This window comes from Olivibacter sp. EAT-5 (assembly GCF_044784325.1).
In the GTDB taxonomy this organism is placed as follows: domain Bacteria; phylum Bacteroidota; class Bacteroidia; order Sphingobacteriales; family Sphingobacteriaceae; genus Olivibacter; species Olivibacter oleidegradans.
In genome coordinates this window covers 3,069,259-3,085,472 of the sequence record NZ_CP173028.1, presented here as the reverse complement: position 1 = coordinate 3,085,472, position 16,214 = coordinate 3,069,259, and the positions used below count along the sequence as shown (strand labels likewise).

The window sequence follows — 16,214 nt, the reverse complement described above, 5'->3', positions numbered from 1 at the left end:
TTATTCCGGGACAAATATAGATGGTAAAACAGGAAAAAAACAAATATTTTTATATGTAAATAACTGATATATAGATAATTACAAATTAATTGATACGCTTTAATACCGGAATATAAAGCGGGTCGCAATGCTTGTGTTTCAGCACCTTTCCTTTAAAATAGAAGCATGTGTACTAAATACACTATGATACGCTTTAACACCGTCGATTTTTTAATTTATTAGCGCCCATAATCTACTTTTACTAAGGCTAAAAAAGCAATTCACTCCATCCTTTATCGCCCAATTTCCGAAAGGTTAGTTTCTTCTCTTCTATTTGCTGTTTAATTTTTTTACTGTATGCCCAGCAGGTGCTCTGCCTAATCGATAAGATATCTGATAACTTGTGTGAGGATATTTTTCCTTTGGTAGAGTAGATTAAATAGATAAGGTAGAAAGATTTGTTAATAGGTATACGTATATTTTGCAGGAGCGTATGGGCCGTCGCCGACTCTTCGTAGCCACAGTTCGAACAACGCCTGCTATAAGGTAAATGCCCAGGATAATAAGTGGTGGTTGCACATTTCTTACATTCATAACCTTCCCTCCATTTAAGCTCTGCTAAAAATTTCAGGCAGCTCTCCTGATCGGGATAGAGTTTACTGAATTCCTCAAACCGAACACCTGTTGATAGCACACGCGCACGAGTAACCTGTTCTACATTTTCTTTCAGTTCTTCATTATCTTTATTAAGCAGCGCATTGATCCGTGCTATTTCATCACGCTGCTCCTGAAGGGTATGATTGGCTGAAAAAAGCGCTTCGTTTTGCTGCTCTATAATCGAGGACTTTTCCATAAGTTCTTTGGTGCGCTCCGTCACTTTTGCTTCCAGCTCTCGGTTAATATTATCTTTAAGCTCCTGATTAATTTTCATTTGTTTGATGATGCGCTGTTGCGCGCGATCGCGACTGTATTTAAGCACACGCACGCGGTCACCCACGGCTAATGACAAAAAGGTCATTTCCATAATAAAACAGAAGCTTAATATATAATAGGAAATGATCCCAAAATTCAGCCAAGTGAACCCTAACATAATGAGAAACTTTACGAGATAGCCGAAGAATAGGAAGCCATAGCCAATAACAAAATATCGAGCAGGGCGATAGCCTGTCGTCCATATATAAATTCCTGAACCAAACGCGACAAGAAGTGGCACAGCTTCCAGAAATTTATAATTGAAAAGACTTTTATCAAAAAGCAGGCAATAAGCAAAGAACAATAATCTGGCAGCAATAACAACAGAGATAAAAAAATGCAAGCGAGGGGCCTTTCGGTGCAGCAGCAATAAACGCTGTGTAAATAATAAGGCGAATATGCTCATCAAACATAGAACAATCCCAAAAGCAAATTGATTCCAGTTTGACAGACGGGGCCATAGATAATGATAGGCGATACCGTCTGTACACATTTCAAATAGGGCAACACATAACAGGTAACAAACGTAGTAAAGGTAGGCTCTCTGTCTTACGGCGAAGAACATAACCATATTATAAAAACAGAATATAAAGATCATGCCGTAGAAAATACCGAAACTAAAATACTCTCCCAAGGCATATCCTATAAAATAATCAATGGAACGAAGGACGATGATAACATCTGCTACCTGAGATGATTTAATACGGAAGTAGTAGTCATGCGTTCCCTGTAATTCGTTATACAAAGGAATCACAAAGTTTTTGTGCCTAAAAGGACGGGCAGAAAACGTTAACTGATCACCCAATACGACCTGTGCATATCTGCCTTGCCGGGTGGGAATATAAGCTTCAATCTCATCAATAGTTTGGTCAAAGAATTCTAGAACAAACAACTTTTCCCGCGTATCCCGGTGATCAATGCGTAATTTATACCAATAGTATTTGTTGGTTTCTGTATTCTGTGGAGTGCTGCTTTTATTGGTATTAAATAACGACGCGACGCGAGCTTGCTGAATCTGCTCGAATGTTAACCTATCTGTTGTATCTACAATGGATTTGAGTTCTCCAAAAGTGAACATATGTTGATGTAGGCTATCTGTTAGTAAAACCGGCTGCTGTGCCTGAACCGAAAACAATATTCCGGATAAACCGATAAAGAAAAAAAATGTGATTACACATCGATTAAGCATAAACAAAGATACAGCTTCGGATTAAACACATTTTAACAAACCTATTTTAAAATCAACTGTTCCATAGGAAGAATACGAACTTAAGAAAAAGCATTATGAATAAGGATAAACCGAATATTCAAAAGAACGAAGAGATTCCCAATGATCAGGCCGATCGTGGTAATATAGAAAATTTACGTTATAATGAGCGGGAAGATAGCTTTGAGTACGATATTGATCCGAACACGAAGGACTATCCGAACGAAGAAAGAGAGTATCAACATGAAGATCCTTATGATACTGCTGCGCCGCAGGGGGAAGATGACAATTCGGATTGGGATGAAGCTAATCAGTATGTAGGCGATGAATACGACCCCGACAAATCGTTAGAAACTGATGTCAAAGAGTTAGGCATGCATATCGACAATGGACGGATCACACGCTTAAGTAAAGAGGATGAAAAATTAGCAGAAACACCTGAAGATGAAAGAGATGATCTAGATGAAGAGGGTTATCCAAAACGAGATTAGGACTGCTTATAGGGGCTTTAGCCTTTAGGTGTAGCAATTAATATAAATAAATGCAACAGCCAATGGCTCAGGCCTCACGGCTAATAACTTATTCAAACCCCAGGTTGAATTCTTGTCTTAATTTATCCACTAAAGGATTTTTAGCGACCATTGCCTGATACTTCTCTTGATTGGTATAAGGTTTACGTACGACATTCGATTCGGCTTGTACGGGAATCAGGTCTATAGAAAAATTTTTCAATCTGACCCGTAATTCATTTAGCATATCAATTTTAGATATGGACAATAAATTTTCCTGAATGGCATTTTCTACGATTACCTCTACCTTGAAATCATCCCTGAGTTTAGGAGGATTAGCGGTCATTAAGGTAAAAAGCGTAATCTTGCTTTCGGCCTTCGCTTTATCTGCAAAAGCGTGCCAAACCTTTAAAAAATCGTCATAGGTAAAGTGCTGCTGGTCCGATCCCGTTATATATTCGGGATCAGCGTTAGGATCCGTTTCCTTTTTATCTTTAAAAACGTCACTTAAGCTGGGAATCGAGGACGATAATTTGATATCCTTAAAACTAGGAATCTTCAGTTTTCCCGAGGCTGTGGACTCCTGCAATTTCGGCGAAGAGTCTGCCGGAGACGTGGGTTTCATCGGCTCCTTTGGCGTCGCCGTCACAGGAGGAGGGGCTGAAACCACGTTAACTGCTAAAGTATCAGGTTTTTTTTTTACCGACTCAGGCCGGTTATTCATTTCGATTGCTTGCTTATTAAACTGGATTGCTGATCGGATGTGGCACATTTTTAACAGAGCGAGTTCTACTTGCAGTCGCTGGTTTTTGCTCGTTCGATAATTTATTTCGCATTGATTGGCGATATTTAAAGCCGAAAGCAACAGGCCCACCTCCGCTTGTTGTGCCTGCTCTAAATAGCGTTGACGAATATTTTCACTTACTTCCAATAATTTAAGTGTACTGGCGTCCTTTCCTACTAATAGGTTTCTAAAGTGAGATGCTAAACCCGAAATAAAATGGCTGCCATCAAAACCATTGGACAGTACCTCATCAAAAACCAATAGTGCATTCACCGAATTTTCGGAAAAGATCGCATCGGTTAGCTTAAAATAATAGTCATAATCTAAGATATTCAGATTATCAATAACTGCTTGATAGCTAACGTTCTTATTGGAAAAGCTAACAATCTGATCAAACATGGATAAGGCATCCCGAAGTCCCCCATCTGCTTTTTGTGCAATGAGATGCAATCCGTCCTGGTCATAAGCAACGCCTTCTTTATTCGCTATGTTTGCCAGGTGACCGGCAATATGTTCAACTTTAATCCGGTTAAAGTCGAAAATCTGGCAACGAGATAAAATCGTAGGCAATATTTTATGCTTCTCAGTAGTCGCCAGAATGAAAATAGCATAAGCGGGAGGCTCCTCCAATGTTTTCAAGAAAGCGTTGAAGGCCTGCGTTGAAAGCATGTGCACCTCATCGATAATATAAATTTTATACTTACCGGTCTGCGGGGGAATTCTAACCTGTTCAATCAGACTTCTTATATCATCAACAGAGTTATTAGAAGCTGCATCCAGTTCGTGAATACTAAAGGAATTGCCGTTTTGAAATGACTTACAGGAGTCGCAGGTACCACAAGCCTCTATTTCCGAACTTAAATGTTGACAATTAATTGTTTTTGCTAAAATGCGTGCACAAGTCGTTTTCCCCACCCCACGTGGACCGCAAAAGAGAAAGGCCTGTGCTAACTGACTGTTCTTAATGGCATTCTTAAGCGTTCCGGTAATGTGCTGCTGCCCCACTACCGTTTCAAAGGTTGAAGGCCGATATTTACGCGCAGAAACAATAAAATTATCCATCGGCACGAAGGTACGGATTTTGCCGGAATTAGCCAATCGGCTTTTGTTAGTTGAGAAGTAAAAGTAGTCGAGCCGTTGAGTTGTTATGTTTCTGTTGGACCATCAAATACTCTCCTACTTAACTATTTCTCCACTTAACTACTTAACAACAAGCAAAAGAACGTTTGCAATTATAAAAACATATACCTATCTTTGCGCTCCGCTTTGTGCGGACATTATAATAACAAACTTTTTAACAAAATGCAACAATACGAAACCGTAGTAATTCTTACCCCGTTGTTATCAGAAGAGGTTGCGAAAGAGGTAATTGCCAAATTCAAAAACATTCTTACTGAAAACGGAGCCGAAATTATCCACGAGGATAATTGGGGTTTGAAAAAATTAGCGTACCCTATTGAGAAAAAAACAACAGGGTTCTATCACCTAACAGAATTCAAGGCTCCAGGTGAATTAATCAGCAAACTGGAACTTGAGTACAAACGTGATGAACGTGTTATGCGGTTCCTTACCATTTCGTTAGATAAGCATGCAATTGCTTATAACGAGAAAAAGCGCAGCGGTGCTTTTAACAAGAAACCTGAAACGAAAACTGAGGAGGTAGCAAAATAATGGCAAAAGAGCAAATTCAATACGTTACTGCCCCTAAAGTAGAGGATAACCGTAAGAAGTATTGCCGTTTCAAAAAGAACGGTATTAAATATATCGATTATAAAGACGCAAACTTTTTATTGAAGTTTGTAAATGATCAAGGTAAGATTTTACCTCGCCGCCTAACAGGAACTTCTTTAAAATTCCAACGTAAAGTGGCACAGGCTGTGAAACGTGCACGCCATATTGGTTTATTACCTTATGTAACTGATTCATTAAAATAATCTGGAGGTAAGAACGACATGGAAATTATTTTAAAACAAGATATTAAGAAACTTGGCGAGAAGGATGATATCGTAACCGTAAAAAATGGTTATGGTCGTAACTACTTAATTCCTCAAGGTTTAGCGATTTTAGCTACTCCTTCAGCCAAGAAAGTGCTTGCAGAAAACATTAAACAAGCGCAATTTAAACAAGAAAAAATCAAAAAGGATGCTACCGATCTTGCAGCTAAATTAGAGTCTGTTAAATTAACAATAGGCGCTAAAGCTGGAGAAACCGGCAAGATCTTCGGTTCGGTTAACACGATTCAAATCGCTGATGCTTTGAAAAAAGAAGGTTTTGAAGTTGATCGCCGTCGTATCACTTTTGATGTAGAGCCAAAAGAGCTTGGCGAATATACTGCTAATTTAAACTTACACAAGGAAGTTAAAGTACAAGTTCCTTTTGTGGTTGTAGCAGAATAACGTCCTCCTAAGAACAAAGAAAAGCCCTACCTTACAGTAGGGCTTTTTTTGTGAATATACTTTCTTGGAGTAGAAAAACACCGTAACTTCATTTGATATTGTTTGAGGATTCCAAGATATTAGTAGATTCGGGTAAAATGACATCACTTCTTCGGCTTGCCGGCTTAACGATTAGCTTTTTAACTTTCCCATTCTTCACCTCCACCTCAACGGTCGTCTGCTTAGGAGCATGCAGTTTGAAAGCTACATCGCAGTCCAGCGGCCACGACGGAAGCACATAGATTTTATCTCCTACGGTTTGCAACAACATTTCCTGCAAACCGATCATACCCGAGCCGCCCCAATTATGGTCGGGCACCCAGTCAAAACCCGGCCCCCAGAATGCAGGAAATCGACGAGGTGCATTGCTTAATTTTAATCGATTTAACCGTAAAGCTTCATCTGTTAACCCTAAACGGGCAGCGAATATGTTATCCTGCTTCCAGCCAATATGACTTCTAAATTTCAACGCATCCCGATCGAATTGATAGGTATTACGGGCCGTATCTAAGCCTGGCTTCCCAACCCCATAGAGTCCCCAGGGAAAAACAGGGTATAATTGAGGTGATTCGACATTATTTACACGTTCCCACAGTTTTGCCGGCGCCAGTAAGATACGATTATCTATCGTTCTATAGCTTAAGGGAGGAATACGGGATAGCATCTTTTTCCATTCGGCCTTTCTTGAAGAAGGCAATAATGTATCAGGAAGCGTCAACAGTCCCTCCGTAACGGTTTTCAAAGCTGCTATGGTGGAATTTGCATTGTAAGCCATTTTATAGGTTTCAGCAGCCGATCCGGGATAAAGCACAAGCTGTCCATCTCCATCCAGAGCCTTCCGTCCTCTCTTCTTCGCTAGGTATTGATAATGTTCATCAAAAAACTGTAAACAGCTTTCTATTAAAGGCATATATGGACGAATATTAGCGCCGGTATAACGATGGCTTTCCAATATCATCATGCAGAACTCCAATACGGTATCCCATTGATATTCCAACCAAGCATTATACTCCATTCCCCGATCAAAATCCACAGGCCGCTTCCACCCATATTCGGCCGGATTCGGCAGGCCAAAGTTTTCGATTTGCTCGGTAAAGCTGGCGCCCTTGTGGCCCCAATAGGTTTGCGTTCTCAACTCAGCATTGCTTAATATCCTACGGTAAAAGTCAAATGCAGGCTTCATCAAATCGACATCTCCGCTCTTTAGCATGGGCCAGTATACCAAACGTTGATTTTGAGCCGTATGAGTGCCTCCACCCCAATTCCTGAAATCAGGGGTATAGGTCATTGCCGTATCTATCCTCGACGGATCATAGGTAAAAAGTCCACCATTAAATTTTGTCGGATATACTCCGTAAGCGTTACAAGCCAGCATATACCTAAATAGCTGATAATTCCGGGCCATTTGCCAATCAATATCGCTGGTGTCTTTACTCCCGGGCTTGATGCAGATATAACTTCGATCCCAGAAATTCGCCCACCATTCCTTGTTATGAACAGTAGCCCCCTTATCCTTCTTCGTTTTAGCTAAGAGCAACAATTCCTTCTTCCAAGTATCTACCGATTTTTCTTGTTTTGTATGAAGGTAAATTTTGATTGATTGTTTTTTTGTTGGTTTTTCGGTCGTTAGACGCCACCCCTTAAAATCTGTATCTTGGTATTTGCCTGAAGTTTCACCAGCTTGTTGCATACCTTCACCGATCAGGAATCCACCAAAGGTCAGGTCAGACAAGGGATCGAATAACTTCTTTTTAACACTATCCAGACCTTGTTGTTTCACAGTTACATCAAAAACGGTATTTTCCTTATTTCGATGATAAAATAAAACTCCGCTACTACCTTCGTAACCTACGATATCTTTTTTTGCAATAACATCGCCAGGTGGCGCCCATTTATAGGAATTTGCATTGTTTTCCTTACCTTTTGTGACCCGATCTTGGTACCGCCAATTTTCGTAAGTAGCTGTTACTTGCAGCGGTTTATCAGCCGCAATGTCTACATGAACGATCGGTGCAAACACGTCCACCCACAAGTTGATCTTTGCTGAAATCTCTTCGTTCTTCGCTTCAATATATACGGTCCCCTCCCGAAGCTTCAATTCCTGTTTAAAGGTGCCACCATGAAATGGATTAGGAGATAAGCGCAATCTAACGCGCCCTAATTTCAATAACGTATTGTTTTCGTCAAAGGTTCCGCTGCGCGCAATATAAAATAGCACGTCGTCCTTCTCTGTCCATACATTCAGTCCCACATCCCCTCCCCCACAAGGCATGGATTCGCTCGAATTGTTACTTTGGCTGTTCCATATAATATTATATGAACTTAGATCTACCTCTTGACCAACGGAAAACTTCCAAAGAAAAAAAAAGAATAGGATAAAATATCTTTGCATTATTTTTTCAATTTTTTTTAGCTATCGGCTATACACCTTCAGCTCGCTCCTATCGCTATAGGGCTTTCCATTATCACATCATCACATTGACTAATATCTCCGTATAACCTTCTCAACCACTTCCCTACTTAACAACTTAACCATTTTACCAATTATCCGTTCTAAAGGATGCAACGGGCAAGCCGGCAGTACTAAATAGTTCGCCTCTTACAAAATCTTTAAAGGCGTAACGGACTGCCAGCGGCTTCACTACGGAAGGCGAGCTTAGGATAACGGTATTGCCTTTAATCAATCCCTGCGCCGGGTAAAAGACTTTGTCTTCGCCTGCTATTTCAAAATTATGTAATTCACCTCCAAAAGCGCTTAGACCAAGGGGAGCATGCTTAAAATGTACAATCACCTGTCCTGCTTGCACCTCCATTGATTCATAAGTAGGGGAAGCCCAGGCAAAACCTTTTTTGCCGTATACCTGTGACAAGGCAATTAAAGCAAATCGTTCTCCGCCTACTTTTTTGTTAGCAGGGTGGATACAATTTTCTTCGCCTACATCCATTAAAGAAATCATTTCGCTATTAGGTATTTTCTCCAGTGATTTTCTTTGCGCATCCCGCAAAAAGGCCGAATTATTTTTACCACCTGCATGATAAGGTGGCAGCTGCGCATAATTATACGGTGCGATTTGCGCATAATAAAAAGGGAAATTTCCTTGATTCCACAAGGCTCTCCACCTCTTCACCATGGCCGGAAAAAGCTGTTCATATAGATCAGGGTTTTCATAATTTGATTCACCTTGATACCAAATACATCCCTTAATTGTATAACCAACAATTGGGTGAATCATCCCGTTAAAAAGGGTTGTTGGGGTCCGATTCTTTACCGGAATACTGTCTTTTGGTAAGGAAACCTCCTTAAAATCCTGCAACAGTTCACGATCCATCCAAGCTTCAATAGTTGATCCGCCGTAGCTGCTGTGAATCAGTCCAACCGGCACTTGCAGAATCTCTTGCAGTAAGCGCCCGAAGTAATAGGCGGTAGCACTGAAGTTAGCTACATTTTCAGGATTTGCCTCCTTCCAAACCGACGGTTTGCTATCGTCCTGAGGCTGTAACTGAGAGGATCGAGGCACGGTATATAAACGAAGGTGGTTATTTGCCGAATGAAGAATTGCGTCATTTGACCCGATAATGGGTTGTCCTCTAAAGCCTTTTAATGGCATTTCCATATTTGACTGACCGGAACATAGCCATACTTCACCAATTAGTATGTCTTTTATTGTATGCGGCGTACCGTCATTTAAAGCCAGTGAATAGGGCCCTCCAGCGTCCGGTGTTTGCACCTTAACAAGCCATTTGCCTTTCTCGTCGGCCTTTACATTATATTTTTGATGGTTCCATGAACTCTCGATCGTTACGTTTGTACCAGGAGACGCCCATCCCCAAATAGGTACGGCCGACTGCCGTTGAAGTACCATGCCATCCGTAAAAATGGCTCCCAACCTAATTTCGGCAAAAGCACTGCCATAAATGAAGAGGAAAGAAAGTATAAAAAGTGCTCTTCTCATTTTACTAAATTATTTTTATCAAGACATAAGACTTAAGATAAAGGACATAAGATTTATGTTCAGTTATCAGTGATCAGCTGCCAAGTCGACCCATAGGGTGCGATGTTGATTTCGTCTTACTATTACTCCTAATAACTAACAACCAATAACTAACAACCAATAACTAATAACTAACAGGCATCCAAACCGTCATGTCCGTATGTCCTCTATTACCCCAGGTAAAATAAGGCACGAATCGGAGCGGTATCGTTTTCTTAATGCCCTTGTCTATTTTTCTGTAAAGAACACCGTCCCAATTCTGCTGTTGGTCGATTACCTTTGCTTCCCCTGTTAAAGAGGTAACAGGGCAGTTGTCAATCAACTGGTTTTCTGTCTGAAAGGTCATATCAGCAGGAATTGCTACATCGAATATGCTCTTGCCTCGGGGCAAGTCCGAAGATTCCAAACAATACACAATAGGGCCACGTTTCACGGCTACTTGGTTTCTGCTTTCCTCTACCAATGGGTTAGCTTGCATCAAATGAGCTTCCATGGGCATCTTCAAGAATACAACATCCCCTTTTTTCCACTTTCTCCGTATCATGGTATAGGAGCCTGGTTTCAAAACTTTGTTCACGTCCTGCCCGTTTACCTGAATCATGGCTTGGTCCGCCCATCCGGGAATACGCAAAAACAAAGAAAAGTCATCTTTAACAGCTTCTTCTACCACAACTTTGATCACTCCATCCCAAGGATAAGCCGTTTCCTGTTTTAATTTAACCGTACCCCCATTCGGCAATGACGTCTTTAACTCACTTCCACCGTATAGATTAATCCATATGCCCTCATCCGAAATGCTATAAAAATAATTATGTACCTCTGCAAGGGTCCTTACTACATTTGGCGGACAACAGTTGGACAATGCGATATATGGCACTCTATCTTTCGACCATCGCTGTTTAAAGGGTAATTTATCCGAGTAAGCCAGTGGATTTGTATATAAAAACCGTTCTCCATCTAAGCTAATACCCGATAGAACGCTATTATAAAGTGCCAACTCTAAAACGTCAGCAAACTTTGCGTTACCTGTTAGTAGTAGCATCCTCCAATTCCATAGCATATTTCCGATATTGGCACAGGTTTCATTATGAGCGGTGAAGTTAGGTAATTGGTAGTCTCGTCCATAAGCTTGATGGATCTTCTGGACCTCTTTGGGATCATAAGAAGTGCCATCCGGCGAAACTCCATCATATAGCGAACCACAACCACCGGTTATATACATTTTATGAGAGGTGACGTCCGTCCACATTTTATGGAGTTGATTAAAAAGACTGGTATCACCTGTCTCGGCATAGACGTCCGCAACACCGGCATAGAGGTAATTTGCCCGCACCGCGTGTCCCATTACGTTTTGCTGTTCCCGAAAGGGAATTCGATCCTGATTATCGTCGGTTCCGTCCTCAATCTGGCCTTTTATATCAATTAGGTGTTTTGCCAGCTCCAGGTATCGTTTATCGCCTAAAGTACGATACATCTCAACTACCCCCATATAATGAGAAGGACAAATGGCATTTCGCGCTAAGGTTGGTGAAGCCGATTTGTAAAACCGATAGAGATAATCAGTGGCCTTAATCGCAACATCCAATAGATTACGTTTTCCAGTAGCTCGATAATGTACGCAGGCGGCCGTCATTAAATGCCCAATGTTATAGGCTTCAAAACTTAAGCGATCTTCAAATTGATTTTTTACACCAGTTTTGCGTTGCTGAATCATCGACAATGTATAAATGTAACCGTCTTCCCGTTGCGATAGAGCAATGGTCTTGATCACTTTGTCCATTTTCTTGTCCAGCGCCGGATCCTTCGTAACAGCATATAGACTCGCAACGGCTTCCAACATCTTATAATAATCACCGTCATGAAAAGATGGCCCACTATGACTCCCCGTGTCCAAACCTGCAGCTATTTCAAAATTCTTATAGGCGTGGCTGATATGTTCATCGTTATAAACACTCCATAGTTGCGGAACCATACGTTCTTTGCACACCTCGAATCGGTTTGCCCAAAAACCTTCCGTCCAATGTACCTGGTCCATTCCCACAGGTTTTAATTTCGCATAGGGGCTGGCAGAGGTGTTTACCAAGGCGGCTTCCTGCGCTTTTAAATTAAGAGTAGCACATACTCCTAACCAAATAAGACTTTTTATAGCATTTTTATATATCATCATACATAATAATTGATCAAAGGCAGATCCTCATCTTACCTACCGGGATTACCTCGATGAACTCCCGTTGGTCGGTTTCGCTTTTAAAAAAGGAACGTTTTTCCTAATCAGGTTTTTTAATTTGTGTTACTTTCTTCCGCAGAAAGTAACCAAAGACTCATCGCTTGGAACTTTGCTACGATGGTAGTGCTTCAACCTGCAAGCCGCAAACTTCCTAGGCGATATTTCAGCTGAACGGAAAGCTTTTGCGGACAGCCATATGGCCCCCGAGTATCGGATAAACGGCCTTGGAGGATACCGACGCAACGAGCAGCAAAGCATTTGCATGTCTGCTCATATTACGGTATCCAAGCGGATTGAGGAAGTGAAACGGCTCCAATACGCGCTAATGATGCTTTGCAATCAGGTGCAAGGTAGCCTACACAAGCCTTGATTTTGCTCAACTTTTATCAAGAAAAGTTGAATAAAAAAAACAGTCTTTTAATATAAATACCTTCATCTGTATGTTAAAAGCGAAATCCCTTAGCTTACCTACGGTAGGCTGCTAGGCTCTCGTTGTAAGATACTGCTTCTCATTCATTATCTCATTCACTTATAACTCATCGTTCATTATTTCCATTATCACATTAGCTAATTAATGAATTGGCTAATTAACTTCTTCTTCCATCAAACGCACCGTCCCAATAAGGCCGGCCTTCAACAAAGGCTGCCCTTCTAAACGGAAGGGTGCCGTTGTTTGCGTAATGCGTTTCTCCATTGGCAATGCCTGATCGCCGATCAGTCGATTCGCCCAGGTATTCGTTACAGCTATCTCCAATTGGTTCTCTCCTTTCCGTAAAACCTTATTTATATCAACGCAATAGGGCGCAGTCCATAGTGTCCCGCAGTCCACGCCGTTTACTTTTATGGTAGCGATATTGGCTACTTCTTCCAACTGCAGCCATATTGGCGAATGCTTGCCTTCGTCCTCCCAGCGAAAAGTCGTCTGATAACAGGCTGTACCGGAATAATTCCGTATAGCCGGGTCATCAAACTCGCTCCAGCTTTTTAACTCCTTCATTGTGATTGCTTCTTTTGGCCCACCGTAATCGGGATCAAATTGAACATTCCAGGGGCTATTTAATTTCTTTTTCTCCCGTAACTGCAGCCAGTTCCTTGCTGATTTAGCTTCTTTTAAGTTGGTTTCTTCCTTAAAAAGAACAAATAAAGAAGCATTACGAGCAAATTGAAGCGGAATTTCCGTGCGATCCCCTATGATACGCCATTCGCCCAAGGGCTTCCCGATATTACTTACCGGATCATATAGGTACGGAACTTTACCCGCTACCCGGAATGACACGAGCAGTTTTCGATCTTGCTCCCGTTGATTGGTCAAAAAGTAAATATCTTTTTCATCGGTTCGCCGATGGTTAAAGCCCAAGCCAGTGGCTTCTGAGCCATCCAATTCACTAAAATGAACATCAGGTCGCACTCCGAATTGATTGAATGAAGAGAGCAAATAGGGTGCCTTGATAATCATACCCTTCCCAAGCTTTTTAAAGAGCACGGATTTATTGCCTTCTTCCATTTGCTCGAAAGAGCCGTCCCAGATAAGTGCTGTTATTCGATTCAATTCAGTATCTGCCATCGGGAAACCCGATAATCCCAGCGTACGCAGTGGTTTATTACTTAGTACAACTTTGGCACCTTCAGTGATAAGCTGTTTCAGTTTACGCGCTACTTCCAAGCTCATGGCTTGATCATTCGGCTGCAAAGCATGCCTACCCAGGAGTACCAATATTCCGTAAGCCGCGCCGGTAGGAAGTACAATGCGCCCGTCCTCCACTTTTGCTTGCAACAATATGTCGGGATTAAGCGAATCATAAGTATAACCACGCAGTGCATTCACCCAATCTTCAGGCTGCACCATATTCGCACTTGTACTTACCCCTGCTATTTTCTGCATGGGTAAGCCTTTATTAGCTAACCGGGCTCGCTCCGTCAATACACGCTTTTCACCAAAGATACCCGGTAGGGTTGAGACCATGCGATCAGGAAGAATGGCTCTTCTTGGGAGCTCTTCACCGGTAAAAACAGCCAAATCGGTAACCGGCGTCCCTGCCTGCAGCAGCTGTTGTACACGCGTAGCGTAGTCAACCCATGCTTTTCCTTGCTTCCACCAAGTTTGATCACGCTGAAAATACAGACCAATACTACTAAGTGTCATGCCAGGTTTTCTATTCAGCCATGGATTATGTACGTAAATATGATAGACCAACCGATTTACGCCAAGGGCGTAATTTCGATCTTGCAATGTTTTGAGATTTCCGGGATGCTCATCCCACTCCATCCGTATTTGGGTAAAAGCCTCGGCCTGCACAAGGGGTTTACCATAGATATGAGCGCCGGATACTGCATCGAGCACATCGTTGAACTTGTCGTGCGACGGACTCCTTAACCAAAATTCTCCCATGGGTATGTCCACCGTCTTAAAATGAGCCATACCGTCGGTTAACATTACCGGCGCTGTCGTTTCTGCGCTGAAAACAGCTCCGTGCTTATGTGTAAAGGCTTTTATGGGTTCAAAGAAATTGGTATTTACTACTTCGGCAATCGTTTGGCGAATGTCATACAGATACCGTTCTGAAAAATCGGCACTCGCTATCGGATATCCGGCCATTGCCGGTAAATAATCGACTGGATCATACCCCCTTCTTCTTTTAAATTCATTACGAAAAACGGGCGACCAGTTTTGGCTACCGCATTCCCAGCTATCAACATGAAAAATTTTTAAGACTTGACGGGCTAAGCTATCACCTGCCACATCAATCGCTTTTTGTAACCAGCCTTGCAACTGTATTTCAATGGCTTTCGGGTTCATCTTATCGCATTCCAAGCCTTTACCGTTTCCAGCAGTTTCGTTCATATGCTCGGTTGATGTATGCCCCATACGCAAAATCTTCCATACTCCCGAAGGTGCCTTCCAAGTCAATGTGCCGTCCGCCTGTACAGAAGAAGAGATATTAATCAGCTGGTCTTTCTTGATGCAATCGGTGTCTGCAATTTGCAAAGAAGTGCTTGGCTCACTGATTCGCCAAGCTACGCCTGATTTACCTTCGTATTGATGGATACGCGATGTCGACAATAAATGGATACCCGACAACTTTAAGCTAGGCTTCCATTTTGCTGCGTCCAGGTCTTCTCCCCCCGGTTCGCTGCCTTCAGGGTCATACACAAAACGAAAGTATCGCGCCGTAATCGGTTCTATCGCATGCGTCAGTCCAACATCCCAATCAAGCCAGCCCGCTCGCGGCGGTTTGAGCCGGCTTACTTCCTGAAAATGAATACCATCGTTACTTGTTTGAATGATAAGTCTGCCCGATTGATAGTTAAAACCTTCAACTTCTATTTGGATAGCGCGACAAGTGTAAGGTTGCTTATACGTATACTGAATCCAACAGGGTTCTTTACTGCTAAAATTTTTCTTATTCCCCTTAATTGTTAAAAATTGAGCTTCAGTGCGCGTACTGGTGCTTACGGTGGGCTGATTATCTTCACGTTGATAATCCTTTACTGGCAGAGCAAAAGTCGCTATATCACGGTAATAACCTTGGTAGGCTTCCGGTTGGGGCAATGCCAGTCGCACATCTTTCCCGCCAGCAATAACGGTATCCGCCCATACCACTTTCTGCATCGACAGCTCTGGACTTATCCAACTTCCACCGGCGGTCGCGAAACCGTCTCCCGGCAATAATGCAAGCTTTATTCCAACACGATCAGCTTCTTCCAACGTAAAGCGTATTAAATCCCACCAAGCGGGTGTCATCGTTTCTATTACCGGTTCGTACAAAGGAGGATCCGTTTTACCCTTAATAGGTGCTAAATAAGCGCCCGAAATCCCAATTTCTTTCATCGCTTCCAAATCAGCTGTAATCCCTTCTTTGGAATAAGCAGAATGCATCCAATACCAAAAGACCCAAGGCTTCGCTTGTTCAAGCCCCTGCCCGTTTACATATTCCATATGGGAGGACAGCTTTTCATGCTGCGCAAAAACAACGTGCAAACACAGCATGAATAAAAACAAAAAACAGCTCCCTATTTTTTTCATTTAATCTTTGTTTAATATCAACTTTCAGCTAACAGCCTTCGGCTTTAATTGGTGCCGCTGCTACTGCCTCAGTGAACAAGGAAAC

At 42.0% G+C, this 16,214-nt stretch carries 10 protein-coding genes; 4 read left to right on the top strand and 6 right to left on the bottom strand.

Features of this window, described 5'->3' with window-relative positions; translation table 11 throughout:
- Positions 1-247 precede the first annotated feature (247 nt).
- On the bottom strand, positions 248-2,140 hold the full coding sequence (locus ACH11B_RS12645; protein WP_377612394.1) for a 7TM diverse intracellular signaling domain-containing protein: 1,893 nt from the start codon (positions 2,138-2,140) through the stop codon (positions 248-250).
- Positions 2,141-2,235: 95 nt separating this feature from the next.
- Here ACH11B_RS12645 and ACH11B_RS12640 point away from each other — a divergent pair, with 95 nt between their 5' ends.
- Complete coding sequence (locus ACH11B_RS12640; RefSeq protein WP_377612396.1) at positions 2,236-2,649, top strand: hypothetical protein; 414 nt, start codon at positions 2,236-2,238, stop codon at positions 2,647-2,649.
- A gap of 88 nt (positions 2,650-2,737) precedes the next feature.
- Here ACH11B_RS12640 and ACH11B_RS12635 read toward each other — a convergent pair whose 3' ends face one another.
- Positions 2,738-4,513 carry a DNA polymerase III subunit gamma/tau gene (locus ACH11B_RS12635; protein WP_377612398.1) on the bottom strand — a complete coding sequence of 592 codons (1,776 nt, stop codon included), beginning with the start codon at positions 4,511-4,513 and terminating at the stop codon, positions 2,738-2,740.
- Between the two features lie 240 nt (positions 4,514-4,753).
- Here ACH11B_RS12635 and rpsF point away from each other — a divergent pair, with 240 nt between their 5' ends.
- Genes rpsF through rplI form a run of 3 tightly spaced genes read left to right on the top strand, consistent with a single transcriptional unit; the run spans position 4,754 to position 5,847 of the window.
- On the top strand, positions 4,754-5,122 hold the full coding sequence (rpsF, locus tag ACH11B_RS12630; protein WP_013665627.1) for a 30S ribosomal protein S6: 369 nt from the start codon (positions 4,754-4,756) through the stop codon (positions 5,120-5,122).
- Positions 5,122-5,385: a 30S ribosomal protein S18 gene (gene rpsR, locus ACH11B_RS12625; protein ID WP_013665626.1), complete on the top strand. Its 264-nt coding sequence runs from the start codon at positions 5,122-5,124 to the stop codon at positions 5,383-5,385. Before rpsF ends, rpsR begins: the two co-directional genes overlap by 1 nt.
- An 18-nt stretch (positions 5,386-5,403) precedes the next feature.
- Positions 5,404-5,847, top strand: a complete 444-nt coding sequence (rplI, locus tag ACH11B_RS12620) for a 50S ribosomal protein L9 (protein WP_013665625.1) — start codon at positions 5,404-5,406, stop codon at positions 5,845-5,847.
- Between the two features lie 88 nt (positions 5,848-5,935).
- Here the strand turns inward: rplI and ACH11B_RS12615 are convergent, their stop codons facing one another.
- The 4 genes from ACH11B_RS12615 to ACH11B_RS12600 all read right to left on the bottom strand — a co-directional run bounded on the left by ACH11B_RS12615 (position 5,936) and on the right by ACH11B_RS12600 (position 16,129).
- Positions 5,936-8,278, bottom strand: coding sequence for a DUF5703 domain-containing protein (locus ACH11B_RS12615; RefSeq protein ID WP_377612400.1), 2,343 nt, complete (start codon positions 8,276-8,278; stop codon positions 5,936-5,938).
- A gap of 145 nt (positions 8,279-8,423) precedes the next feature.
- Positions 8,424-9,839, bottom strand: coding sequence for a sialate O-acetylesterase (locus ACH11B_RS12610; protein ID WP_377612402.1), 1,416 nt, complete (start codon positions 9,837-9,839; stop codon positions 8,424-8,426).
- A gap of 163 nt (positions 9,840-10,002) precedes the next feature.
- Entirely contained in the window at positions 10,003-12,045 is a 2,043-nt protein-coding gene (locus ACH11B_RS12605; protein WP_377612404.1) for a glycoside hydrolase family 127 protein, read from the bottom strand.
- Between the two features lie 643 nt (positions 12,046-12,688).
- The gene (locus tag ACH11B_RS12600; RefSeq protein WP_377612406.1) at positions 12,689-16,129 is read right to left on the bottom strand and encodes a glycosyl hydrolase; all 3,441 of its coding nucleotides are present in this window, start codon (positions 16,127-16,129) and stop codon (positions 12,689-12,691) included.
- Positions 16,130-16,214 lie beyond the last annotated feature (85 nt).

Coding starts and splice junctions, on each gene's coding strand:
- ACH11B_RS12645 (WP_377612394.1), bottom strand. CDS start 2,140: ATGCTTAATCGATGTGTAATCACATTTTTTTTCTTTATCGGTTTATCC.
- ACH11B_RS12640 (WP_377612396.1), top strand. CDS start 2,236: ATGAATAAGGATAAACCGAATATTCAAAAGAACGAAGAGATTCCCAAT.
- ACH11B_RS12635 (WP_377612398.1), bottom strand. CDS start 4,513: ATGGATAATTTTATTGTTTCTGCGCGTAAATATCGGCCTTCAACCTTT.
- rpsF (WP_013665627.1), top strand. CDS start 4,754: ATGCAACAATACGAAACCGTAGTAATTCTTACCCCGTTGTTATCAGAA.
- rpsR (WP_013665626.1), top strand. CDS start 5,122: ATGGCAAAAGAGCAAATTCAATACGTTACTGCCCCTAAAGTAGAGGAT.
- rplI (WP_013665625.1), top strand. CDS start 5,404: ATGGAAATTATTTTAAAACAAGATATTAAGAAACTTGGCGAGAAGGAT.
- ACH11B_RS12615 (WP_377612400.1), bottom strand. CDS start 8,278: ATGCAAAGATATTTTATCCTATTCTTTTTTTTTCTTTGGAAGTTTTCC.
- ACH11B_RS12610 (WP_377612402.1), bottom strand. CDS start 9,839: ATGAGAAGAGCACTTTTTATACTTTCTTTCCTCTTCATTTATGGCAGT.
- ACH11B_RS12605 (WP_377612404.1), bottom strand. CDS start 12,045: ATGATGATATATAAAAATGCTATAAAAAGTCTTATTTGGTTAGGAGTA.
- ACH11B_RS12600 (WP_377612406.1), bottom strand. CDS start 16,129: ATGAAAAAAATAGGGAGCTGTTTTTTGTTTTTATTCATGCTGTGTTTG.